This window comes from Streptomyces sp. NPDC014733 (assembly GCF_043083385.1).
Taxonomy (GTDB): Bacteria; Actinomycetota; Actinomycetes; order Streptomycetales; family Streptomycetaceae; genus Streptomyces.
In genome coordinates, this window is the sequence record NZ_JBIBYO010000022.1 from 38,491 (window position 1) to 61,781 (window position 23,291).

The window sequence follows — 23,291 nt, forward strand, 5'->3', positions numbered from 1 at the left end:
CTCGGAACACGGAAACGGGAAGCGCAGCCCGCAGATATCCCGTCAGGCGGCCTTCCATTTCTCTGAGTTCGCATAACCCACACCCCCTGTCGGCCCCAATAGAGCTCGCGCGGCATCAACGGCCATTCCGCGCCGTTCGAATCTGTTCGTCACCCTGGTCGATTGAGAAGGTACTGTAATCGTCCGCGATCACGCTTTTTGTGGTAGCGGAGAAAGGGACAGGGATGGGGGACGAACGAACCGATCTGTGGGTGACCCCGCAGACCACCGCCATGCCACCGCAGGAACACCGGCCCGCACCTCCGCCGCAGACGCACCGCACCCTGCAGCCGGCTCAGCGCCAGCTGTCGGTGCAGGCCCCGCAGATACAGCTCGGCACCCTGCCGATGCCACCCTCCCCGGGAACGATCTGGTGGGCACTGGGCGTGCACGGCGGCGCGGGCGTCTCCACGCTTCTGCGCACCGTCGGCGGCGGCGCTGACGCGATGCGGCACTGGCCGGACATCCACGGCGCCGTCTCCAACATCCATGTGGTGCTGGTGGCGCGGGCGGACGCGCACGGCCTCGCCTGCGCGCAGGCTGCCCTGCAGGAATGGCACACCGGCCTGGCCCCGGCGAGCACGCGTGTCGCTGGCCTGGTGCTCATGGCCGACGCGCCGACCAAGGCCCCGCGGTCCGTCCGCGACCGCATCCGGGTGCTGACCGGCGCGGTGGAGGCCAGCTGGGAGGTGCCCTGGATCGAGGAGTGGCGCGAGGGGGGACGGCCCGCCAAGCGCATCAAGGCGCTGGTCGCGCTGGAGGAAACGTTGCGCCAGCTTCCGCCGCCGCACATCACCCTGGCCCTGCCGCCCGGCCCGTCCCCGCAGCCGCAGTACGCTCCGCAGCCCGCCCAGGACCCGCTGCCGGCAGCAACCGGCTACCCCGGCGGCCCGCCAGGCTCGGCCTTGCCGCCGCCCGACCCGCGAACCCGTCTCGACCTGAACCTGACTCACCCAACGGAGGAACCACGGTGAACACGATTCTGCTGGCCATCGGAGAGTGCCCGCCCGGCGCCTGCAGCAAGATCACGCGGATCGGTGACTGGGTCACCTGGGTCGCCGCCTGGGCCGCCGGCCTGGCGTTCATCATCTCCGGCGCGATCTTGTGCTGGGCCTACTTCGGCGGCCACGGCTCGCAGCGCGCGATGAAGGCGCTCGGTGGTGCCTGCGTCGGCTCCATCATCATCTCCGCCGGGTCCACGCTGGCCAACGCACTGCTCGTCTGATCAACCTCTAGGGGGAGCGCCACATGGCGAAGCGCACCACCGGCGACGGCGACGAAGCTGCCGGCGGCAACCGGCTCTTCATTGCATCCGCCGCGATCATCCTCGTTGTGGTCCTGCTGGGCGTCTTCGTCGTCGTCACCTCGGGTGATGACGACCAGGGCGGCGGGGGAACAGCAGGGGCCCGGCCGGGCGGGACCAGCGCCGCGGCGTCGCCCGGCTCCGGGACGTCCGGCGGCGGGGACCAGGCGCCGGAGCACGGCGACAACAACGGTTGCACACCGTCCGACACGGACAAGACCGTGCCGACCACGGCACCCGACGACGTCTCCTGGGACCTCGTCAACACCGTTGCCCTGCCCCGCTCGAAGAGCGCAGGCCCGCTCAAGATCGACGGGCAGACGGCCACCTGCTACGCGCACACCCCGCGCGGGGCGCTCATGGCCGCGGCCAACGGGTTCTACCGCTCCATTCTGTCCGCGCCGGACACCGCGCCGCTGCGGGCCCAGGCTCTGCCCGGCCCCGCCCGGGACGCGCTGGAGAAGCAGCTGAAGAAGATCGACCAGCCTGTCCAGAGCGGGCAGATGGCTCAGATCTCGGGCTTCCGCATCGTGTCCTACACCGACGCCACCACCGTCGTTTCCCTCGTCAACGGCTCGCAGGCCGCGCAGTCGCTGAAGTCGTCCGACATCACCGTCCAGTGGGCCGGCGGGGACTGGAAGGTCGTGCCGCCGCCCGGCGGCGGCCTGAACACCCCCGGCGTCCAGCTGACCAGCCTCGACGGCTACATCCCCTTCGGGGGCGTGTAGTGCCCGGCGGCCTGTGCAGCGTGCCCCCCATCTCGTGGGGCTGCGACGGCGCCAAGGATGTCGTGGGCGACACCGTCGGCAACTGGATCGAGGACCTGCTGCGGTCCCTCGCCGCCGGTCTGGGGAAGGTCGTCCAGTCGATCACGTCGCTGTGGTTGAAGGTCTCCACGCCCGGGGTCGACCCCGTGACTGGCAAGGCGGGCGAGTCCGTCAACGGGGCCACGTCGGTGGCGCAGTGGTTGGACACCCACACGTTGTGGCTTTCCTCCGCGCTGACCGGGATATGCCTGGTCATCGCCGGTGCGCGGATGGCGTACTCGCTGCGTGGCAGCGGCGAGGAGATGCGCAACATTCTCCAGGGCATGGTCAAGTTGGTGCTGATCAACGGCATGTTCATCCCTGGCGTGCAGATCGCCATCGCGATCGGCGACTCCTACACCAGCTGGATCATCGACCAGTCGCTCGGCGCGCATGCCGACGAGAAGTTGGGCCTGGCCGCGCTGGCGATCGTAGGGCTGTCTGGGCAACTCGGCGGCCCGGGAGTGCCGCTGCTGCTGGTCCTGTTCGCCTGCATCTTCAGTCTGCTGCAGCTGATCATCATGTACTTCCGGGCGGCTGTGCTGGTCCTGCTGGCCGGCACCGTCGCCATTCCCGCCTCGACGGCCGTGACGGGATTGGGCTCGCGCTGGCTGGCCCGCTGGCTGTCGTGGACGTTGGCTTTCCTCCTCCTCAAGCCCGCGGCCGCAACGGTGTATGCGGCGGCCTACCGGCTGATGGGCTCCGGCACGAACCAGGACCTGGGGAGCGGCATCACCGGTTTCGTGCTGCTGTCCGCCACGGTCATCGTGCTGCCGGCCCTCCTCAGGTTGCTGCAGCCTGCCGGTGTCGCGCTCACGGGTGGCGGGTCCATCGGCGGCGCTGGGGACGCCGTCGGCCGCCTGTCCGAGATGGGTTCCGGCGGCGGCCCGTCCGGGTCCTCCTCGTCCGGCGTCTCCTCGTCCAGCGCGGCCGCCCCGGAGTCTTCCCCCACGGGGTCCTCCAACGTCGGGCTGAGCAGGTCCACTCCGTCCGGCGGTGTCTCCGACGGCGGGTCGCTCGGCAGCAGCACCACGGCGGCCGGCACCGGTTCCGCCGGTGGCGCAGCCGGAACGGCCTCCGCGGGCGGCGGCACGGCAGCGGCGGGCACGGCAACGGCCGGGTCGTCCTCCGCCGCAGCGGGCTCCGCAGCGGCGGGATCCGCCGCCGGGCCCGCCGGTGTCGCGGTCGCCATCGGCGCCCAGACCGCCAAGGCCGTCAAGGACAAGGTCGTCGAGGGATTCGAGGACGCGACCGAGGGAGGTGGCCCCAGTGGCTCCTGAGACCGAACCGCTGCGGACCTACGGAAACTGGCGCCGCCCCCGCCCGCCGGGCCTGGGCGGGCTCGGCCTGGTCCCCACGGCCGTCCTGTTCGTGTTCCTCGCGGTGGCCGGCGGATCCGCACCGATCAACCTCGCATTCGCGGCCTCCACGGCGTTCGTCGGCGCGCTCGTGCTCGTGCCGCTGGCCGTACGCGACCGCTACGGCCGCCACATGGGCACCCTGCTCTACTCGCGCCTGGCCTGGGCACGGGGCGTGATGAAAGGTCAAAACGTGTACCGATCCGGCGTGCTTTCAAAGGTTCCCGGCGGCAAGTCGCTGCTGCCGGGCCTGGCGATGGCCTCCGACATGTACGAGGCGACCGACGGCCTGGCCCGCGCCTTCGGCATGATCCACTACCGCCAGGTTGAGCACTTCGCGGTGACCTTGTCCTGCAGCGCCCAGGGCGGCTCCCTCGTCGACCAGGGCGACATCGACACCTGGGTCGCCAACTGGGGCCAGTTCATGCAGTCCATGGGCGGCGAGCCGAACCTGGTCGGGTTCCAGGTGGTGGTCGAGGTCGCCCCGGACTCGGGCGAGAAGCTGCACACCGAAATCGCCCACCAGCGCTCCGCCAACGCCTCCCCGCTCGCCCAGCAGGTGATGGCGGACATCGACCGCACCTACCCGTCCGGCTCTCCGACGATCAACACCTACGTGTCCTTCGTCTACAACGCGGCCAGTTCGCTCGGCCGCAAGGTGCGGTCGCCTTCGGAGATGGCCGTGGAGATCGGCCGCCGCCTGCCGTCGCTGACCAACCGCCTGGCCTCCACCGGCGCCGGGGCGGCCGGCCCGCTGTCGGCCACCGAACTCGCCGAGATCGTGCGCACCGCCTACGAGCCGGGAGCCGCTCAGCTCATCGACCAGGCGCGGGCTTCGGGTACCGACTCCGGGCTCACCTGGTCCCAGGCCGGCCCCACCACGCACGTCGCCAAGCCCAAGTCCTACTGGCACGACGGCGCGACCAGCGTCACGTGGATGATGGGCGAGGCGCCGCGCGGCGAGGTGTTCTCCGACGTGCTGCGCTCGCTGCTGTCCTCGCACGGCGACATCGATCGCAAGCGGGTGTCCTTGATCTACCGGCCTCACTCGGCGGCCGAGGCCGCGGCCATCGCCGACAGGGACTTCCGCGCGGCGCGCTCCCGTACGGAGACGTCCCGCAACGGGCAGGCCCGCGCGGATGCGGAGTACCTGGCCGCCAGCAAGACCCGCCAGGAAGAGGCGCGCGGCGCCGGGCTGACGCTGTTCGGCCTCGTGGTCACCGCCACGGTCAACGACAGCGACGACGGCGAACACCGCGTCCTGGCGGCGGAGACCGCGGTGGACAACCTCTCGGCCCCGGCCCGGATCGCGCTGCGCTACGCCTGGGGGAGCCAGGACGCGGCGTTCCTCGCCGCCCTGCCGATCGGCGTGATCCTGCCGGAGCACGTCTCGCTGAAGCTGCCGAACACGCTCAAGTAAGGGGGTGCGCCGTGGCTCGGCGTACGAAGAAGACCGAGGAGGAGGCCGGGCTGGCGGTGCGCGGCCGTACGTGGGGCCTGCCAGCGCGGATCGGCGCCCGCGGGCTACGCGGCCCGAACGGCGGGCGGACCTCGTACCTGGACCTGCCGACCGAATACCGCGGCACGTCCAAGCAGGTGTGCGGGCTGTGGCCGTTCACGGTCGGCGCCGGCACTCCCATGATGGGGGTGCCGCTCGGCCGCAACCTGGTGACCGGCGCAACGCTGTGCTGCGACCCGATCGCCTGGTTCGAGCGGGCCGGGCTGATCGCCAACCCGTCCATGTTCACCCTGGCCAAACCAGGTTTGGGTAAGAGCACCATCAACCGCCGCATGATCGTGGGGCTGGATTTCCGCGGCACGGTCTCGCTGGTGCCCGGCGACACCAAGGGCGAGTACACCGACCTGATCCGCGCCCTGGGCGGGCAGGTCATCCAGCTCGGGCGCGGCATGGGCTCGCTCAATCCCCTCGACCTGGGCGAGATGGGCGCGGCCGCGGCCCGGCTGACCGGCACCGCCCGCCGCCGCCTGCTGGACGAGGCCACCGGCAGGCGCTCGACGATGGTGGCGGCGCTGGTCTCCATCGTCCGCAAATCCCCGATCAGCGGTGACGAGGAAGCCCTCCTGGGCAAGGCGATCGAGCTGCTCGACGACGTCGACCTGGGACGGCCAGCGCTCCTCGGCGACCTGGTCGAACTCCTCAAGACCGGGCCCGACGGACTGCGGGCCATGGTCCTGGCCGACGACGAAGGCCAGTACCGGGCGGCGGTGAAGCCGTTGCTGAAATCTTTGATGTCGCTGGTCGAGGGCACGCTCGCCGGAACTTTCAACCGGCAGACGTCGCACCGGCTGTCGCTGGACCGGCCGGTGTCGATCGACCTGTCCGCGATCCCCGCCTCCGAGAAGACGCTGGAGGGTGCGGTCCTGCTGACGTGCTGGGCCGAGGCGTTCGCCACGATCGAGGCGCACGACCGGCTCACCGAGGCCGGCCTCGCCCCGAGGAGGAATTTCTTCCTCGTCCTGGATGAACTGTGGCGGATCCTGCGCGCCGGTGTGGGCCTGGTGGACCGGGTCGACGAGCTGACGCGCCTGAACCGGCAGATCGGCATCGGGCAGTCGATGACCACGCACTCCACCGATGACCTGCTCTCCCTGCCCAACCCCGAGGACCGGAGCAAAGCGAAGGGCTTCGTCGAGCGGTCCGGGATGGTGTTCCTCGGCGGGCTGCCGCGCGCGGAGATGGACGCCTTGGGCGGCATCGTCCCGCTGTCCTCACGCGAGCGCGAGCTGATCGTCGAGTGGTCGATCCCCCCGAGCATCGACATCCGCACCGGCCAGGAGATGCCGCCGCCAGGCCGGGGCAAGTTCCTCGTCAAGGCGGGTGCGAACGCCGGCATCCCGGTGCAGACGGCGCTGACGCCGGCGGAGATCCAGCTCAACGACACCAACCAGAAGTGGGCCAACCGTATCGCCGACGAGACCGGCGGCACCGAGCTGACCAAGGCGGAGCGGTGAGGCGCGGCGGCGGTGAGCGGCTGGCCCCGGGCCAGATCGCCGCGGCGGTCGCGGCCGGCTGCGTCCTCCTCCTGGTCGCGGCGGTCTACCTCGCCCTGACCGCCGCCCAGTGGTGGGCCACCGGCGTATGGGAGATCACCGCGCCGTTCACGCCGCTGCTGGGCCTGGCGACCGGCGAGTGGCAGTGGACCGGCGCGGCCACCGTCTTCGCGCTCATCGAGGGCGCCGTCGCGGTGGCGGTCGGCGCCGTCGTCATCCGCGCCGTACGGCGCCGGTGGCGGGCGGGCGTGTCCACCCAGGTCACCGACGATGCCGCGCGCCGGATGTCCACGCGCCGTGACCACGTCGCGCTGCGGGCGGAGGTCGAGCGCACCGCGCAGCGGCTGCAGATCGACGGGGCCGCGCCCGGGATCTGCGTCGGCCGCTCGGTGACGACCGGCCAGCGGGTCTTCGCGCCGTGGGAGTTCTTGCACCTGACGATCGCCGGTCCCGGCCGTCACAAGTCGGTCGCCCAGGTGGTGCCGGCGATCCTGCGGGCCCCCGGGCCGTGCATGGCCTCGACCAACAAGGACGACGTCGTCAAGCTCACCCGCCTCGGCCGCTCCTACAAGGGCGAGACGTGGGTCTTCGACCCGCAGGAGATCGTCGGGGAGCCGCCCTCGTGGTGGTGGAACCCCTTGCGGCAGATCCGGAAGTTGTCGGATGCCGAGGAGCTGATGGGCGTCCTCGCCGATGCCAACTCCGATGCCGAGCAGCGCGCCCGCGCGGATGGCTTCTTCGATCCGAAGGGCAAGAGCGTCCTGGCGTGGTGCCTGCTGGCGGCCGCGCTGGATGGCCGGCAGGTCACCGTCGTCTACGAGTGGCTGACGGACTCGCAGAACACCGACCCCGACGACATCCTGCGTGCGCACGGCGCGACGGTCGCCGCGGTGGGCCTGCAGGGCATGCGTCGGCTGCCCGAGAAGACCCGTGAGAGCGTGTTCGCGACGGCGGAGGTGTTCGTGGGGTGGCTGACCAACCCGGACATCACCCGGTGGGTGACCTGCCCCGACGACCAGCTGGCGACGCGGCCGGAGTTCCGCCCCGAGGACTTCGTCGCCTCCACCGACACGCTGTATCTGCTCTCCCGCAAGGGCGCTGGTTCCGCGGCCCCGCTGACGACCGCGCTGTCGGCCGCCGTCCTGACCACCGCGGACCGCGCCGCCGACCGGGCACCGGGCAGCCGCCTCAACCCGCCGCTCGTCGCCCCGCTCGACGAGGTCGCCAACACGGTGCGGTGGCGCCAGCTCCCGGACCTCTACACGTACTACCGCAGCAAGGGCATCGTTGTCCTGGCGTGGCTGCAGACCTGGGGCCAGGGCGTCGAGGCGTTCGGCGAACACGGGATGGAGACCCTGTGGGACGCCGCGGCCTGCAAGACGTACGGGGGCGGCTTGTCCGACACCTCCGTTCTGCTCAAGCGGGTCAGCGATCTGGTCGGGGAGTGGGACGCCCCGCAGGTCACCCGCTCCAACGACAGTCGCTCCCTCGTCGGCGTGCAGCAGTTGTCCGAGGGCACGCGGGAGAAGGCGATCTTGCCGGTGTCGGAGCTGGGCCGTCTCGCGCCGCGGCGCATGGTCGTGATAATGCAGGGTGTCGCCCCGATGATGATCGAGGCCGAGCCGTACTGGGAGAGCGAGCTGGCGCAGCTGGTCGCGGACAGCAAGCGGCTGTACGGCGAACCGGCCCCCGCCGACGCCCCCGACGGTGATGGCGCCGTCTCGCTGGAGAAGTCGTGAGCCGTCTGACGCTGGAGGGGCTGGAGGACCAGCTCGACGAACTCGTCATGCTCGTCTCGGCGGTGGCCGATGACGGCATGGAGCGCACCGGCCGCCTGGAGAAGGCGGTCGGTGCGCTGCGCGAGCAGCTGCAGGAAGTCGTCGACCTGGCCGCCGGGGAAGAGGAAGGTGCCGGCGAGGAGGAGCCGCCTCAGCCCGCCGGCTGGGTGGAGCGGGCCACGCCGGAGCAGTGGGCGGACCTGGCGGACTGGGTCGACTGGTACCAGGGCCACTACGAGGTCAGCGGCGAGCACCGGCTCCCGCCGTGCTGGCCCCGGCACAAGGGCGCCGCCGAGGAGCTGCACGGACTCCACGCGGCGTGGAAGGCCGCGATGCTCACCGACATGAAGACGGACGGCACCGGCGACGCCGCGGTGTACTGGCACGACCGGTACCGGGAGGACACCCTGCGCCGGGCCTGCAGCAGCATCACCCGCGCCTGCTTCAACGGCACTCACGCCGCCCCGAAGCCGGTGCCGGCCACCGACCGGAGCACGCTGCCAGCACCGTCCGACCCCCTGGACGAGCAGGGGCCTTGAGACCGGGCCGACGGGAGGGAGCGGAGTACGCGCCCCGTGGTACCGCCCTCGAATCCGATGCGGTAACCTTCACTTACCAAGCTGGTAAGTGAAGGTTACCAAGAGGGGGAGTCGTGACACCGACCACCGAACAGACGCTTGCAGCCGCCCGGGACGCCCGCGCCGCCGAACTCGCCGTACGCGCCGCCAACAAGGCCCGCGCCGCGCTCGCCCACGAGCGCACCGCCCTTGCCGCCCTCGCAGCGGCCGACGCCCCCGGCGTCACCCACCGCGACATCGGCCGCGAGATGGGGCTCTCCCACGTCGCCGTCGGCACCCTGGTCACCGAGGCCCGGGACCTGCCGGCCCTTCCCGAGGGGCGGGCCGGCCGCAGCCCGCTCCACGTCGCCATGCGCTACGCCGCCGACGAGATCGACCGCACCACCCTCGTCGAGGAGCTGACCACCTGGCCCTACGCATCGGCCGGCGCCTTCACCGACGGGCTGCACGACGACGCGGCCGCCACGACGACGCCCGGGTCGTTCGACGAGGTGCACGACGCCCTGGTCCAAGGGTTCATCGACGACGATACGTACGACGAAATCCTGCGCCGCCGCGCCGCGCAGCAGTAACAACAGGGAGAGAAGCCCGTTGGACCCGGAGAAGGTAGCCGCGCACCGCCGCGCCCTGGAAGAGGCCGGCCGCGACGGTCGGCTGGACCTCGACGCGCCCACGGCGACGATCCGCAACCCGCAGTGGTTCGTCCACATCGACGGCCGGCCCCAGCCCACGGCCGCCCGGACACGTACGCACCGCGAACTCCTCAACGCCTGGCAGGCCGAGACGCCCGAACCCGGCCGCGACCGGATCGCAGTCATCACCGCCGGGCCCTCGGGCGCCGGCAAGTCCTCCGTCCTACCGGACGTGTGCCAACGCCTGAGCCCTGAGCCATGGCGGCAGATCGACCCGGACGAGATGAAGGACCGCCTCCTGCAGCAGGCGATGCGCGACGGCTCCTACGCCCAACTGGTACCGGAGGGCATGGGCGAACCGGGGGAGCGGTTCTACCCGCGCGAACTCGCCGCCCTGGTGCACGAGGAGTCGTCCCTGCTGTCCAAGCAGGCCCAGGGGCAGGCGATAGCCGACGGCGAGAACGTCGTCATCGACGGGACGCTCGCCAACGGCGAGAAGGCGCACCGCCTGGCGGAGACCCTGCAACAGCAGGGCTACCAGATCCACGTCGTGGATGTGGAAGCCCCCGAACACGTCGCGCGGGAGCGGGTCGTCGGCCGCTGGCAGGGCCCCTACGAGCAGATCGAGGCCCGCGCCGAACTGGGCCAGGACGTCTCCGGCGAACTGGGCGGCCGCTGGGTGCCCGGCGAGGTCCTCGACCCGATGTACGCCAACGGGCCGGAGCGTACGGTGTGCGCCGACAACGCCGAGGCCCTCATCGAACGGCACGAAGCTGTCCGTGGCCTCGACCGCTACGTCACCCCGCACATGACGGCGGCGCCTCAGCACACCGAGAGCTGGCAGCGGGACGGGTCCGGTCAGATCACGCACCGCACGTACGAGGCCGAGCAACCCCGGAGCGTCCCGCAGCAGCGCGATGCCCCGGCGCAGGACGACCGCGAACAGGCTCGGCCGGAGCGCGGGGAGGACGGCCGCAGCCCCGGCGTCCAGCACAAGCTCGACCAGCTCCGCGCCCGGATGGCCGGCCGACAGCCGCTCCCGTCATCGAACAGCCCGCAGGCCCCTCGCCCGTCCCGGAGCAACCCTGAACGACCGGCCAGCCGTGACCGGGCTGAACCGACCCGCGAACGGGACGAGCAGCGCCGGGCCAGAGACCGGGATCGCGGGCCGGAACGCTGAAGCCGCCCCTCTGCGGGGGCGAAGGCCACCCGGCGCGGGGTGGCCGACCGGATCGCGTAGCCGTCACACGACCACCTCCGCATGGCGCGCCCGACGGGCTTCACGCCACGCCGCGGTCCGGCAGCGGCCAGAACAAAAAGTCTGGTCAGAGCGGGTGAAGTAGCCCGGGGCGAGGCGGTGTCCGCACGTGGGGCAGGTGGGCCCCTGACCCCTCGTGTGGGCGGCCATGAGGTCCAGCGCGCGGGCGTTGCGGCGGTACTGCCGGAACCAGGCCGACTTGCACGCGGTTGAGCAGTAGCGGCGCCGCGGTGCCGCGCCGGAGGGCAGCGGCTCGTGGCACATCGCACAGGTTCGTCGCGCGCCTGCCATATCTCCGGTCTACGCCTGCCGCCGCCCGCGCGCCACCTGCGCCCACGCCACGTGATCCTGAACGCCGAAGGACCCCGGCGAAGCATCTCGCCGGGGCCCTCGACCAGTTTGGCCAGCGTTCGCCGGTCCGGTCGACGGTGAGGTCCAGGCGGTGGCGGGGCGGGCCGGGGACGTCGTCAACCTCGTCGTAGGGGGAGAGGAAGTCGCCGTACCAGTTGACGCTGATGAGCAGGACGCTGCTGTGTTCGTTCATCCAGGCGCCGGCGGCGTGCAGGACATCGCTCTCCTCCGCGCCGGTGAAGGTGATGACGGCGACCCCGCCCTCGTGGGTCTCGGTCGTGACAGGGCCGTGGAAGGTGCGGTTGCCGTTGGCGGGTCGGCCGATGCGGGGCAGCGGCGGTTCGTCAGCGGACATCAGCGTCCCTCCGTGGCTCGCTCGTCGTTGCCCAGTTCGGCGAGGGCGAGGACGGCGGCATGCTGGTCGGGGCCGAGGCCGAAGGGGTTGTCCCGGGCGCGTTCGACGTCGTGGCGAAACAGGTGGTGCTGACCTTCGGCCCACCGGCGCAGGAGGTCGCGGGCATCGTCCGGGGTGATGTCGAGGGCGGCGGCAACCTCGTTCCAGGTGGCGCCGAGTTCGACGGCCTCGTGGATCCGGCTGCCGGTACCGCGTTCGATGTCGCGGCGGATCGACTCACGTAGAGCCAGGCAGGTCAGGGCGTCGCCGGCGTCGCCGCGCTCGACCTGGTGCGGGAAGTCGGCGGGCAGCACGTTGTTGGTCAGCCGGTCGTTGTGCAGGACCTGCTTTTCCATCTGCCACGGCAGCGGGACGGGGCCACCTTGTACGGTGCGGACGTCGTCGGGGCGGCGGACGGTCAGGTTCTGCCAGTGCTCGTACTCGGGTGTGCTCATCGCTCGGTGCTCGCTTCCTCGGTGATGTCGTCGGTGCTCTTGCGCTCCGCGGCCAGCTGGGCCTGGATGGGCTCGGTCATCGGGCGTTCCTCGTGACCTGAGGGGACGTGCGCCTGCAGAACGGACTGCAGGACGGTCAGCGCGTTGCCGTGGGTCTTGAGGGTGGAGGAGAGGGTCTCCTCGTACTCGTCAGCCCATTCCGGTACGGGCCCGGAGCGCAGCAGCTCGATGGGGCGCCGGTCGTCGGGGTGGGTGAACCAGGTGTGGAGCGTGTTCGCGTCGGCGCCGTCCAGGGCGGCGGCCATCAGGTAGCGGGACAGGAGCCGGTGGCTCGTGCTCTGCCGGAAGTCGGTGTTCGGTGCGTAGCCCTGCAGCAGGGAGGTCGCCGTCGACTGGGCGGTGTCCGGGTCGGCGCAGGCGGCGATGTCGAGGAGGAAGGACGCTCGCTCCGCTTCGATCACGGCGTCGAGCTGCTTGCGGATGCTGTCGGGGTCGACCCCGTCGAGGCGTTCGGCGAGCAGGGCGGCCACTGCGCGCTTGGAGCCGTGGCGCTCGGCGTCGGTGAGGTCGAGGTAGGCGGCGCGGATCTGCTGGCGGGTCCCGTCGTCCGCCGGCAGGTTCGCGGGGGCGCGGTCCCGAGTGATGTCCTGCGCGAGCTTGCGCTGGGCGGCCGCGCGGCGGCGGTGCTCGGGGGCGACGGGTTCTTCGACGACGGCGAGCCGCTCGTAGACGTCGGAGCGGGCGTGGTGCTTGGCGGCCCACACCTCCTTCTTCTCCTCGGCGGCCGGGGTGCCGATGGCGGCCATCGCCGCGTTGTACGCGGCGTCGATCTCCGTGCGCAGTGCCTCGGCCCGGTCGTGCAGTTGGCGGGCCTCGGTGCGGCGGGCGTTGCCCTCGGCGCGGGCGGCCTCGTCTTCCAGGGATGTCAGCAGAGTGCTGACAGCCCGCGGTTCGCCGATCAGGTCCTCGTACCACTCGTCGAGGTGGCGGGCGTGGGCGGCGGGGTCGGCCGGACCGCGGCCGATGCCCGTGCGCCGGCGCTCCATGAGGACCCATGCGCCCACCTTCGCGTTCCACCGTTCATGGGCGGCCTGGCGGGAGCTGCTGGCGGCGTGGCCGATGTCGGTCCAGTTGGCGCGGCGTTCGCGTTCGGCGATGACGGCCTGGTCGACCAGCTTGTCGGCGAGGCCCTGGATGTAGAGGGCGTCGCGCAGTACGCGGCCGGAATCGTTGGCCGGGTAGGGCCCGGCGATGTCGCGCAGGGCGGCGTCGGTGATCTCGCGCAGGATCTGCGCGCGGGCGAGCATCGCCTCGTCGGCCGGGGCGAGGGCCGGGGGCTGCTCGCGCTCGGCGGGTTCGTTCGCTTCTTCCATGTCGTCAAGATAGTCCTGACGGATGGCACTGTCAGGGTTTCCTTGACAATCAGGTCGAGGTTCATCCATCCGAGCGGCCGGAACGAACGCACAGGATAATTACGGTTATCCTGTGCCCATGCTGTCTCGGGATCAGGATGTGATGGAATCAGGTGAATTGTTCGCCTTGCCGGGTTCGAAGGTCGCACATTCGCCCCGGACGGCGCTCGCCGCGCCCCGGCCCGGCACATCCGTCTCCGGACACGGCGATGCCGGGCGGAGCGCTCGCTCCGCCCGGCATCGGGCCGGACGTGGGGTGCGGGTCGGTCAGCCCACAAGGTTGAGCATTACGGCGAAGACGCTCATGGCGACGCTGAAGGCGGTTGCCGTGATGCACCACCGGCAGCCGCGGCTGGCGGTGGTGCCGGCGAGGCCGTACGCAACGACGGCGACGGCGACCGCGCACAGCACACCGAGGAGCGTCGCGCCGATCCGGGCGGGACTGGGCGAGCCCTTGGACAGCTCCAACGCGCTGTACACGATGCCCAGGTCGACGACGGCAGCCGCCGCGCTGAGCCCGGCCCAGCCCCATGCCGTCCCGGCCGCGGCGCCGTCGGCGACGGCCAGCCGGTGTCCGGTGAACGCGGCGATGAAGGCGACGACCAGGACGAACCCCAGCACCTGGACCTGGAGTAGAGACATCAATTCCCCTTCGAGGGCATACCTGCGGGGACAGCGCACCCCCGGATTCTCACGCTGTCCCAAACTCTACGCAATAATGAAACAACGCGACAATGAAGGAGGTCAGCGCTGATGGCCCGCCCCGAAACGCCCTTGCCCGAGGACGCCCCGCAGCCGCTCCGGGAACTCGCCCAGGGGCTACGGGACCTGAAGGCCGCCGCACAACTCAGCTACCACGCCATGGGCGAGCGATCCCGTCTCAGCCCCGCCTCCCTCTCGCGGGCGGCATCCGGCCGGCAGGCCCCCACGGAGGAGGTGCTGTTCGCCTTCCTCAAGGCGTGCGCGGTCCCGGCGGACGAATTCCACGCCTGGCGCAAGCGATTGCGTGACGCCCAGGACGCCTCGCAACTGGTACCGCAGCCCTGGCCCATCGACGCCCGGATCGCGAACATGGCCGTGTCCGGCCGGTTCCATGAGCTGTATGCCGCCGCGGGATACCCGTCAGTCCGGATGGTCTCGGAACGGTCCGGCATCCCGAGGAGCACCGTCCACCGCGTCTTGCTGGCTTACGTAGAGGCCCATCGCCATCGCAGGACGACTCTGCCGCCCCCGGGCCACACCCTGGGGGTCGCCAGCACCCTGCTGGACTTCCTACCGCCCAGCGAGTACGGGAGGAACGGGCAGTTCGCGGACGTGTACAAATTCGTCCGCCGCACGTACCCGGTACGCCGGCGAGCCCGCCGCCCTCTCGAAGGAGGCGTCCGGCGGGCTCTCGCCAACGCCCAGGCCGAACCGCCCCCCGCCGAGCCGGGACCGGAGGAGACGTTCGCCGAGTTCGAGCGCAACCTCCGCCTGGTGAGAAACCTGATCGCCCACGGGCAGCTGAAGACCGACCCGCTGGTCGCCGCTCAGGTGATGAACCTGGCGGCCCTACTGGAGCAGACCGACCCGGACCACCTCTCCGACGGCCCCGCTCCGGGCGGGACGGCGGGAGCATGAGGCCAGTCCCGACGGGAGACGCCCTCGCCCCCCGCGACGCGCGCGGCACCCTGGCCACGGTCCACCGCGACCCCCGGGACCTGTGGCCCGAGCACGCCCGGAAGCTGTACGACCACCTCGTCGGCCTGTACGGCGCGGACGACGCGCTGCCCACGCTCGCCGGCGGATGGATCGCCCACCAGCGCTCCGCCAACACACAGAAGTCGTACGCCCGGGGCTTCAAGGTGTTCGAGGAGTTCGCCCGGGAACACGGCGCGCACCCGATGGCGGTGAAGTTCGGCCTCGCCGACACCTTCCGCCTGCACCTGGAGACGGCCCCCACCTGGGTGCGGGTCAAGGGCGGCCGCCCCGGCGAGATGACCCGCACCGGAAAGCCGTACTCCGAGGCGTCCCGGGCGAACGCCCTGTCAGCGGCCAGCTCCTTCTTCGGCTACCTCGACAAGGTCAGCGACGACGGGGTGAAGAACCCCTTCGACGCGGTGCAACGCCCCTACATCGACCCGGACTACTCACCCACCCCCGGTTACACCGAGCAGGAGTGGCACACCCTGCTGCGCACCGCCCGCGACCACCACCGGGCCGCCGCGTACCGCGCCCGCGCCTACGCCCTGCTGCTCATGCTCTACACCCTCTGCCTGCGCATCGACTCCCTGCTCAACGCCCGCGTCGAGGACCTCGGGTACGACAAGGGCCACCACGTGCTGCTCCTGGAGAAGATGAAGGGCGGCGGGCGGAAGAAGAAGCCCATCCCGCCGGTGGCCTGGGACGCCCTGCAGACCTACCTCGCCGGCCGCACGGACGGTTGGCTGTTCCAGACCGCGTCCGGCGGCCGGCTCGACGAGCCGGCCGTGTGGCGGCTGCTGCACTCCCTGGCCAAACGCGCCGGGCTGACACCCCGCGGCGCGCACGGCGTCAAGGGCGACGCCGTCACCCACGCTCTGGAGAAGCCCAACGCCCGCCCCGACAAGGTCCAGCGCTGGGCCGACCACAAGGACTCCCGTACCACCCAGCGCTACAACCGGCGCAAAGAACTCCTCGACGACAGCCCCGGATACGGCCTCGGCGCCGACCTCGCCGGGGCTCTGGAGACCGGCGGCGTCTCGGACGCGAGCTGACATCGCCTCAGCCTGGTCGTCCCCTGGGCCACTCATCCGTGTCGGTCGGTCCGCTCCAGTTCCACCGTCAGGAGGTAATCCTCCGCGTCCCGCCCGGACTCCGCGGCGGCTTCGCCGATGACGAGCAGAAGGGAATCGAGAAGCGCCTCGACGAGGTCCGTAACGTCGACCAGCGGCGTGAGGCGCTCCAGCTCTTCCACCATGTCGAACCGGCTTGAGTGCACGCGGCTGTCTCGCAGGCCACGCGCGAGGTCGACCACGCGGCGGTGTGCTGTGCTGTCTCTATCTCGCATATCAGGAGATTGTCCGGGACGAAGCGGTACATCCGTCCCAGCGGCACCGGCGGCGGCAGACGCACAGGAAGTCGCGGGCGGGGGCGCGCCTTCCGTCAGGGAGCGGGCCCTTCGGCCGGACGCCGGGCCCTCGCCCCGTGGTGACCGAGAGCGCCGGCCGCAGCCACTCCATCGCCCGGCGCCGGGCGATGGGGTTGAACATCGCCAGCATCTGGTACGCGGTCCGGCGCGCCATGAGGCCATAGGGGAGATGCCGGTCGGTCAGGATGGCGGTCGCCGTCGCGAGATGCACCTCCGACAGGTCTCCGTCGCCGAGCATCGCGTCCAGCCAGTCGACGGCGGCGTCACGTTCCTGCGGCTCCAGCACCTCCAGCAAGTTGCGGGTGCAGCGCATGGCGGTCAACTCGTCCATGGGTCCTCCGAGGTAAGGGGGTTCCGACATGAAAGCACCCTTATGTCGCAGGTACGTCGCATCCGCTGCACGGCATCCCGGACACGCCGCAGGGGACGACCCGGCTGAGCGCCACGTCAGAGGCCAACGGCTCGACCGGCGCAGCCGGATGACGACATTCCCCTCTGGCGATTCCTTCCCAGACGTGGCATATGCCCCGCAGGTTCGGGGTGGCGCACCGTGGCGGTTTCCGAGGGAGCGCCGGAATCCCGCCGACCGGGGTGGCGCGGACGGCAGACTCCTGAGCCAGGCGGCTGCGGCCGCCCGCGCCACCAGGGGGTTCACACCCGCAGGCGAGGTGGCGCGGTCGTGAACCTCCCGTGCCCGAAGGAGCAGCGCACGCTGACGTGCGCGTCACCTCATATGCCCTCGACCTTCTTCCACGACATCAGTGTCCAATACATAGCGGCCGTGCTGGTTGCTCTCACCTCGATGGGAGCGGGTGCGGCGCGCGCGGCCTGGCGGCGCAAGCACCCCACCCGCCCCGGCCTCCTGCCGTCGGCCACCGCCCCGGGCGTCACAGCGTCGTCTGCTCCGAATTCGTCGTCTGGCGGACGACATGAGGTGTCGCCATGAAGACGACGGTGCCCACCCCTGAGCAGCTGCACCGACGGACCCGGGCCTGGTCGGTGCTGAGCGGCGCCGCGGGCGCGCCGCGACGGCCCCGGCTCGACGACGCGTCGCCGGGAGAGCTGGGCGACATCGCCGTTAGCTACGACCGCGTGCTCCGACGTGCCGCGGGGCGGCGGGAACCTGATGCCTCCGACGCCGAGGTGCTGGCCGCCCTCCTGACGATCAGAATGCTGCGGGAGAAGTTGGACCGCGACGAGGTCGAGCTGACTGCGCTGGCCCGGAGCCGACGGATCACCTGGGCACAGGTCGCCGAGTGGCAGGAGCTGAGCGGGCGCCAGGCCGCCGAGCGCCGGTATCTGCAGCGCTCCCAGGCGTACTTGCGCCCTGACGGCAGTGCGCCGCAGACCCAGGCCGACCGGGTAGAGGCTGTGCGGGAGCAGCGCAGCCGCCGGGCGGAGCGGGCCTGGGCCCTGGAGCACCGCGTACGGATCCGCCGCGTCGCCGCCCAGCTCGCCGCCCTCCCCGATCTGCAGGACCGGGCGGACCGCTCGGCCGCAGCGAAGTCCCTGCGGACCCTCCAGACCTACGACGCGAAGCCGTCCGCGGTGCCGGTGGCATGGCCGCGGGCCCTACGTGCCGCCGTCGCCGAGGAGGAGCGGTTCCGTACGGAGACGGAGACGGCGACGCTGACCGGCCTCGACGCCCGGCACCACGAGCAGCGGGCCGCGGACCTAGCCCACCGAATGCTCGGGCTGGCCCTGCACGCAGCCGACCCTCGCCACCTCGACCTAGATGGCCACCCCGACCTCCTCGACGCGATCACCGACCTGCAGGAGCGGACGCACCGCTGACTGGCGCCGGGCAGTCGCGAGACCGCGTTCGTCCGCGTTTCGCGGACGAACGCAGCAAGGAAACGGACGTTTTTGCGCGCCGCTGCTTGAGGCCGGCGCCCGGAGGTCGTCAGGAGGGGTCCCACACATGGGGGCCCTCCCCTTCCCACGCGACCCAATCCGCGTCGTCGAGAAGCAGCTGGGCGGCATCAGGGTTGATCCCGACCCGGCGGGCGAATTCGATCAGGTCACGGTCGTTGTAGGCGATACCGAGAATCCGCGATTGCCCGCCAGCGCGCGCGGTGACGCGCCGCCCGCCAGAACCGGCGAGGCGGTGCACAGTCAGCGGGGCGGGCACCGGCACACATCCAGCATCGGGACCGGTGCCGTCGCACCGCCGTCGCACCGCCGCCGCACCTACGCCGTCCGGGATGCCTCGCCCGCTAGAATCGGACGTATGGGCGATTTTCTGCCTGGGGGATGCCCCCGGTGCGAACGATCGCGAGAGAGGATCCGCCGATGTCCACCCCCGCCTCACGCGCCGCCGTGCTCGCCTGCCGCTCCGACCAGGTCGGCCGCTGCGCGCGCTGCCAGAACCCCTGCCAGCGGTACGGTGCGGGAGGAAACCCCCTCTGCCAGGACTGCCTCGCGGAGGTCCGTGAGGCGCAGGGCCGGAAGCAGCAGACTTCACTCTGAGACAGGCCGTCGGCGGCCTGCTCGCCGCCGCCCTTCTCCGGCAGGGTCCACAGCCCCTTGCCTCAGCAGCTGAGCCCCGTCCGCAGACCGCGGACGGGGCTCAGCTTCGGGCTCTCACCCGCATCACGCGGCGGCAGCGAGCAGGCCGCCAAGCTGCAGTTTGACCAGGTCGAGGGCGGCGTGGGTGTCGTCGAGGGAGGAGGAGAGGAGTTCGGAGTGCTCCGCGGTCGTCTGCTCCAGGGCGCGGAAGCGCTGGTGGAGCGTCATGGCATCCTCGGTCTTGCCGCTGCGCTGGGCGGCGGCGATGTCCTGGGCAAGCTGGGCGAGGTCGTCCTTCGCGCGGGTGGTGAAGGCGGCGACGATCATCTCGCGCATCTCCTCCTGGTCGGGGAGGGGAACCCGGACGAAGTGGGAGCCCTGACCGAACCGCCCGACCAGGTCCCGCAGGGCTCGGAGGGTTTCGGCGTGGCGACGGTGGACGAAGTAGACGCCGCCGGTCGGCCGCACCTTGATCCCGTCGAGGTACTCGACGTACCGGCGTAGGACGGAGCGGAGTTTGTCGCTGGTGAGGAAGGTGCAGCGGCGGCGGAAGGTGTCGCCGACGGCGTCGAGCATCTCCCGGACGGTTTCCTGCTCGGCCTCGGGGAGGCGCGCGATGGCCGCGTTGTTCGGGCTGATGTCCAAGGTGCCGGCGCCTTCGGGGCTGCCCGCGCTGCTGGCCCGGCGGAACGTACAGGTGGCCAGGCGGGTGTCGTAGGTCAGGCTGCTGGCCTTCTCGTCGCGGACCTCCCGTACTACGTGGCGGATGATCTGCTCGCCGTCGCGGCGTACGGGCCGGATCATCAAGGTGGCGGCGTCGACCGGCTGGCGGCCGCGGCGGCGGCCGTGGCGGCTGGCGGGGCCGGTGGCGCGCGGGTCGTCCAGCGGGTAGCTGACCCGCACCCCGTCTGGGCCGGTGACCCGCTCGAACGCGTCGACCTCCCGCAGCGGCGGGGGTAGCAGATCCTCCTCCAGGCCCAGCTCGCGGAACGCCTTTTCGAGGTCGTCGCGGGTGACGTCGCCGTCGAAGATGCTGTAGAGGACGAGGTGGCCGAGCAGCGGCGTATCGCCGGTGTCCATCGCCTCGGTGTAGGCGTCGAAGAGGACGTCGCCGGTCCCGACGGAGGCGCCCGTCGGTGCGGCGGCGGGGGGCTGGGGCCCGGGGGCAGAAGGGCTGGACATGAACACTCCTTAGCTAAAACGGCCGTTTTAGAATCTGCGGGATTACCCGGCCTGGGAAGGGCCGAGGCCGGGGCCGGGGCGTCAGATGCTGCGGAAGAGGTCCGCGGCCTGGCGGGTGTCGGTGAGGTCGTCGAGGGTGCGGAGGTTGTCGCACAGGGCGTCGAGGACCGTACCGGGCTCGGTGGGCGCGTCGAGGGCGATGCCGAAGCAGCGGAAGCCGAGCCGGTGCTTGGCGTCGTTCCAGGTGCGCATCCAGTCCTCGGCGACCTGGCACTCGCCATCGGTGATCAGGACGATGTCGCCGCGCGGCCGGCCGTCGGCGTTGAACTCGACGTCGAGCAGATCGACCGCCGCGGTGAGCGGGGCCTGGAAGTCGGTGCCGCCGCCGAAGCACCTCTCGGCGAAGTCGAGGACATCCTCGATGTCGACGGGCCGGGAGGCGGGGAACGGATGCACGCTGACCTCGTCCTTGGAGGAGAAGAGGATGCCGACGAAGTCCCGGCGGGCGGCGCGGGCCTGGTCGAGCAGGGCGAGCGCGCACGCCTTGGCCCATGCCTCTCCGGTGCCCCCGCCTTCGAGGGGGATCGTCATGGAGGCTGAGGTGTCGATGCAGGCGATGATCGCGCCCTGTCCGGTGTACTGCTCGCCCCGGCTGTCGTAGAGCATCAGCTGCGCCTCGGAGTACCGGGCGGCGAACACCGCGCGCAGGGCGGGCATCCCGAGGTGGGCAAGTTCAGAGGGGATGACCCGGGTGAGGTCGTCCCCGAGCGTGATGCCGACCAGTTCGCCCGGGGCGTTCTCCGTGCGGCGGTCGCGCTCGCCAACGGCCATCTGCCGGAACCGGCCGATGAGGTCCGCGAACTGGCCGATCCTGCCGGAGCGCAGCCGCTGGGCCAGCTCGGCGCGCTCGTCGTACGGCATGCGCTCCAGCTGCCCAGGTCCTACGCCCCAGGCCCGCATCAAGGCGGCCTCCTCGCGGGCCTCTTCCGTCGCCCTCTCCAGGGCGCGGCGCACCGCCATGCGGGTGCCGGGAGCGTGCTGGGCGAGGGCCCCCGCCGCGCGGCGGGCCGTGTCCTCGGCGTCCTGGCCGGCGGTGTCGGCCCGGTCCGCGGCCTGCCGTACGGCGGCGGCTTCTTCCTCGGGCACGGTGCCGTCCTCGTCGGCGGCCGCGGTCGCCTGCTGCATCGCCTGGGCGAGGGCGCCGGCTGCCTCCTGGGCCGCGTCCTCGGCGTCCTTCGCCTGCTGGGCCTGGTCGCGCGCGGTACGGGTCTCCTCCAGCATCCGGCGCAGGGCCTCGGCCTGGGACAGGACGGCCATCGCCGCGGCGTAGGGGTCGCCGGCGGTCTCGCGGTGCAGGTCCTCGAACTCGGGGGCGCCCATCATCGCCGCGACGATCTGGTGGTTGGGCACCCGGGAGGAGTCCATCTCCTCGCGCCCGCGCAGCTGGGGGGTGACCTTGTAGGCGGCGAGGAAGGTGTCGCGCAGCAGGTCGTCGGTGTAGTCGTGGCGCTCGTTCAGCTCCTCCGCCAGGTCGCGCAGCGCGTCCGCCTGCTCGTGCACCTCCTGCCAGGACATCGCATCGAAGCGGTCCGCGACGACCGCCCCGGTGGCGCCCGGCGGGGGCGGGGACTGGGCCAGGCCCAGCCACTTCCCTGCCCTCTTGGCCAGGTCCTTCACGGTGGCCAGAGCCTTCTTCATCCCATGTCCCCTCTCCCTTTCCGGCGGACTTGTCAGAGCTGGGTCTGAACCATCGAGGCGTCGACTCCGAGCGCCTCGGTCAGCACCCGGGCGTGGACGGCGCGCTGCCGCGCGATGACCCGGTCGATCGAGGTGGCCGACCGCCCGCTGCCTTCCGCCTCCTTGCGCAGCTTCGCCAGCTTCTTCCCGGCCCGCGCGAGCTTGCCGTTGGCCTCCTTGATCGCCCAGTCGTTCAGCGCCTCCCTCGACTGTCCGACCTTCGCGTCCAGCTGCGCCTCCAGCTCCTCGATGGCGTCGGCCAGGTCGAGGGCCTCGCGCGCGTCCGGGTTGACCATCTGCAGCACTTCCCGCTCGACGACCGGGCGCTGGATAGGGGAGTCCCACAGCACGTGGGTCAGTACCGTCAGGTCGCTCTCGCCGACCGCATCGCGGCCGTCGAGGTACGCGGACGCCTGCAACAACCGCACCGCCTGGCGCCAACGGCGGTCGGAGGAGACCAGTTCCTGCCGACGCAGCGCGGCCCGCAACGTACAGACCGCGTCCACGACCAGGTCAGGCACCTCGACCGCGGGGACCTCCTTGGTCACCGCGCTCTGCAGCTGCTCCAGCGTCACCGTGGTCCGGGCCGGCGCCTTCTGCTCGGTGACGGCAGACCGGATCAGGGCCGCGAAGTTGCTCGGGTCGGCGAGGTAGCCCACCTCGATCCGCACCAGCAGCCGGTCGTAGATGGCCGCCGACTCCTCGCCGACGGGTAGCTCGTTCGACGCCGTGATCGCGCTGATCAGCGGGCACCGGACCGGGGCACCGCCGTTCTCCGGGTGATAGATCCGCTCATTGAGGAATGCCAGTGTCTCGTTCAGCGCCGCCGTGGAGCACTTGAAGATCTCGTCCATGAACGCGATGTGCGCCGTGGTGGCCCGCCCGTCGTACACCTGCCGGTACTCGCCCTGGCTCAGCGCACCGACGTCGATGGGCCCGAACATCCGCGTCGGCGACGTGAACTTCGACAGCAGGATCTCCCACAGCTCCGCACCCTCGATACGGCCCGTCAGCTCCCGCGCCAACTCCGACTTCGCCGTCCCCGGCGGCCCCAGCACCAGCGAATGCTGACCCGCCAGCATCGCCACCACCAACGCCCGCACCACGTCATCCCGCTCGAAAAACCGGTCCGACAACTCCCCCGTCACCGCACGCAACTGACCCGCCGTGTCCACCGCCACCAACTCCTCACTCGCCGCTCCCCGGCCTCCCGGGCAAGAGCCTCACCGTATCGAAGGTGTAGCAAAAACGGACGTTTCCGCCTCACTCCTTTTGAGGGAACGGGGTGGAGCCTGTTCGCATCGCGGTGCCACCAAAGGGAGTGTCTGACCCTCGGGTTCCCTCTCCAAACCGGAAGGCCCGCGCCATCGGCGCGGGCC

Annotated in this window: 23 protein-coding genes; 15 read left to right on the forward strand and 8 right to left on the reverse strand. The window is 71.4% G+C overall.

What is annotated here, in order from left to right; genetic code table 11:
- Positions 1–224: 224 nt before the first annotated feature.
- From ACF1BH_RS29780 to ACF1BH_RS29825, 10 genes are all read left to right on the forward strand, one after another.
- A complete protein-coding gene (locus tag ACF1BH_RS29780) occupies positions 225–1,013 on the forward strand; it encodes a hypothetical protein (RefSeq protein ID WP_391647511.1) in 789 nt (262 codons plus the stop codon).
- Positions 1,010–1,264, forward strand: coding sequence for a hypothetical protein (locus ACF1BH_RS29785; RefSeq protein ID WP_391647512.1), 255 nt, complete (start codon positions 1,010–1,012; stop codon positions 1,262–1,264). Before ACF1BH_RS29780 ends, ACF1BH_RS29785 begins: the two co-directional genes overlap by 4 nt.
- Positions 1,265–1,287: 23 nt before the next feature.
- Complete coding sequence (locus tag ACF1BH_RS29790) at positions 1,288–2,070, forward strand: hypothetical protein (protein ID WP_391647513.1); 783 nt, start codon at positions 1,288–1,290, stop codon at positions 2,068–2,070.
- A gap of 20 nt (positions 2,071–2,090) precedes the next feature.
- On the forward strand, positions 2,091–3,428 hold the full coding sequence (locus ACF1BH_RS29795) for a hypothetical protein (protein ID WP_391647514.1): 1,338 nt from the start codon (positions 2,091–2,093) through the stop codon (positions 3,426–3,428).
- Positions 3,418–4,926 carry an SCO6880 family protein gene (locus ACF1BH_RS29800; protein WP_391647515.1) on the forward strand — a complete coding sequence of 503 codons (1,509 nt, stop codon included), beginning with the start codon at positions 3,418–3,420 and terminating at the stop codon, positions 4,924–4,926. The genes ACF1BH_RS29795 and ACF1BH_RS29800 overlap by 11 nt, the downstream gene beginning before the upstream one ends.
- Before the next feature lie 11 nt (positions 4,927–4,937).
- Entirely contained in the window at positions 4,938–6,479 is a 1,542-nt protein-coding gene (locus tag ACF1BH_RS29805) for an ATP/GTP-binding protein (protein WP_391647516.1), read from the forward strand.
- Entirely contained in the window at positions 6,476–8,257 is a 1,782-nt protein-coding gene (locus ACF1BH_RS29810) for a type IV secretory system conjugative DNA transfer family protein (protein WP_391647517.1), read from the forward strand. The genes ACF1BH_RS29805 and ACF1BH_RS29810 overlap by 4 nt, the downstream gene beginning before the upstream one ends.
- Positions 8,254–8,835, forward strand: a complete 582-nt coding sequence (locus ACF1BH_RS29815) for a hypothetical protein (RefSeq protein WP_391647518.1) — start codon at positions 8,254–8,256, stop codon at positions 8,833–8,835. The genes ACF1BH_RS29810 and ACF1BH_RS29815 overlap by 4 nt, the downstream gene beginning before the upstream one ends.
- A 113-nt stretch (positions 8,836–8,948) precedes the next feature.
- Complete coding sequence (locus tag ACF1BH_RS29820; protein WP_391647519.1) at positions 8,949–9,446, forward strand: hypothetical protein; 498 nt, start codon at positions 8,949–8,951, stop codon at positions 9,444–9,446.
- A gap of 19 nt (positions 9,447–9,465) precedes the next feature.
- Complete coding sequence (locus ACF1BH_RS29825; RefSeq protein ID WP_391647520.1) at positions 9,466–10,686, forward strand: zeta toxin family protein; 1,221 nt, start codon at positions 9,466–9,468, stop codon at positions 10,684–10,686.
- A 783-nt stretch (positions 10,687–11,469) separates the two neighbouring features.
- On the opposite strand, the gene ACF1BH_RS29830 is transcribed toward ACF1BH_RS29825, so the two are convergent.
- From ACF1BH_RS29830 to ACF1BH_RS29840, 3 genes are all read right to left on the reverse strand, one after another.
- A complete protein-coding gene (locus ACF1BH_RS29830) occupies positions 11,470–11,964 on the reverse strand; it encodes a hypothetical protein (protein WP_391647522.1) in 495 nt (164 codons plus the stop codon).
- The gene (locus ACF1BH_RS29835; RefSeq protein WP_391647523.1) at positions 11,961–13,337 is read right to left on the reverse strand and encodes a hypothetical protein; all 1,377 of its coding nucleotides are present in this window, start codon (positions 13,335–13,337) and stop codon (positions 11,961–11,963) included. The genes ACF1BH_RS29830 and ACF1BH_RS29835 overlap by 4 nt, the downstream gene beginning before the upstream one ends.
- A gap of 306 nt (positions 13,338–13,643) precedes the next feature.
- Positions 13,644–14,018, reverse strand: a complete 375-nt coding sequence (locus ACF1BH_RS29840) for a hypothetical protein (RefSeq protein WP_391647524.1) — start codon at positions 14,016–14,018, stop codon at positions 13,644–13,646.
- A 111-nt stretch (positions 14,019–14,129) separates the two neighbouring features.
- On the opposite strand from ACF1BH_RS29840, the gene ACF1BH_RS29845 reads away from it, so the two are divergent.
- From ACF1BH_RS29845 to ACF1BH_RS29855, 3 genes are read left to right on the forward strand one after another with little or no spacing between them, the layout of a single operon-like run.
- Positions 14,130–14,996: a helix-turn-helix domain-containing protein gene (locus ACF1BH_RS29845; protein WP_391647525.1), complete on the forward strand. Its 867-nt coding sequence runs from the start codon at positions 14,130–14,132 to the stop codon at positions 14,994–14,996.
- Positions 14,993–16,111 carry a tyrosine-type recombinase/integrase gene (locus tag ACF1BH_RS29850; RefSeq protein WP_391647526.1) on the forward strand — a complete coding sequence of 373 codons (1,119 nt, stop codon included), beginning with the start codon at positions 14,993–14,995 and terminating at the stop codon, positions 16,109–16,111. The genes ACF1BH_RS29845 and ACF1BH_RS29850 overlap by 4 nt, the downstream gene beginning before the upstream one ends.
- A gap of 38 nt (positions 16,112–16,149) precedes the next feature.
- Positions 16,150–16,329 carry a hypothetical protein gene (locus ACF1BH_RS29855; RefSeq protein WP_391647527.1) on the forward strand — a complete coding sequence of 60 codons (180 nt, stop codon included), beginning with the start codon at positions 16,150–16,152 and terminating at the stop codon, positions 16,327–16,329.
- A gap of 76 nt (positions 16,330–16,405) precedes the next feature.
- Here the strand turns inward: ACF1BH_RS29855 and ACF1BH_RS29860 are convergent, their stop codons facing one another.
- The gene (locus ACF1BH_RS29860) at positions 16,406–16,816 is read right to left on the reverse strand and encodes a hypothetical protein (RefSeq protein WP_391647528.1); all 411 of its coding nucleotides are present in this window, start codon (positions 16,814–16,816) and stop codon (positions 16,406–16,408) included.
- Positions 16,817–17,427: 611 nt separating this feature from the next.
- Between ACF1BH_RS29860 and ACF1BH_RS29865 the strand changes: the two genes are divergently transcribed.
- On the forward strand, positions 17,428–18,279 hold the full coding sequence (locus ACF1BH_RS29865; protein WP_391647529.1) for a hypothetical protein: 852 nt from the start codon (positions 17,428–17,430) through the stop codon (positions 18,277–18,279).
- Positions 18,280–18,388: 109 nt separating this feature from the next.
- Here ACF1BH_RS29865 and ACF1BH_RS29870 read toward each other — a convergent pair whose 3' ends face one another.
- The gene (locus tag ACF1BH_RS29870) at positions 18,389–18,622 is read right to left on the reverse strand and encodes a hypothetical protein (RefSeq protein WP_391647530.1); all 234 of its coding nucleotides are present in this window, start codon (positions 18,620–18,622) and stop codon (positions 18,389–18,391) included.
- A 155-nt stretch (positions 18,623–18,777) separates the two neighbouring features.
- Between ACF1BH_RS29870 and ACF1BH_RS29875 the strand changes: the two genes are divergently transcribed.
- Entirely contained in the window at positions 18,778–18,954 is a 177-nt protein-coding gene (locus tag ACF1BH_RS29875; RefSeq protein ID WP_391647531.1) for a hypothetical protein, read from the forward strand.
- Between the two features lie 123 nt (positions 18,955–19,077).
- On the opposite strand, the gene ACF1BH_RS29880 is transcribed toward ACF1BH_RS29875, so the two are convergent.
- The 3 genes from ACF1BH_RS29880 to ACF1BH_RS29890 all read right to left on the reverse strand — a co-directional run bounded on the left by ACF1BH_RS29880 (position 19,078) and on the right by ACF1BH_RS29890 (position 23,093).
- Entirely contained in the window at positions 19,078–20,175 is a 1,098-nt protein-coding gene (locus tag ACF1BH_RS29880) for a DUF6744 family protein (RefSeq protein ID WP_391647532.1), read from the reverse strand.
- Positions 20,176–20,256: 81 nt separating this feature from the next.
- A complete protein-coding gene (locus ACF1BH_RS29885; protein ID WP_391647533.1) occupies positions 20,257–21,873 on the reverse strand; it encodes a VWA domain-containing protein in 1,617 nt (538 codons plus the stop codon).
- A 32-nt stretch (positions 21,874–21,905) separates the two neighbouring features.
- Entirely contained in the window at positions 21,906–23,093 is a 1,188-nt protein-coding gene (locus ACF1BH_RS29890) for an AAA family ATPase (RefSeq protein WP_391647534.1), read from the reverse strand.
- Positions 23,094–23,291: the final 198 nt, after the last annotated feature.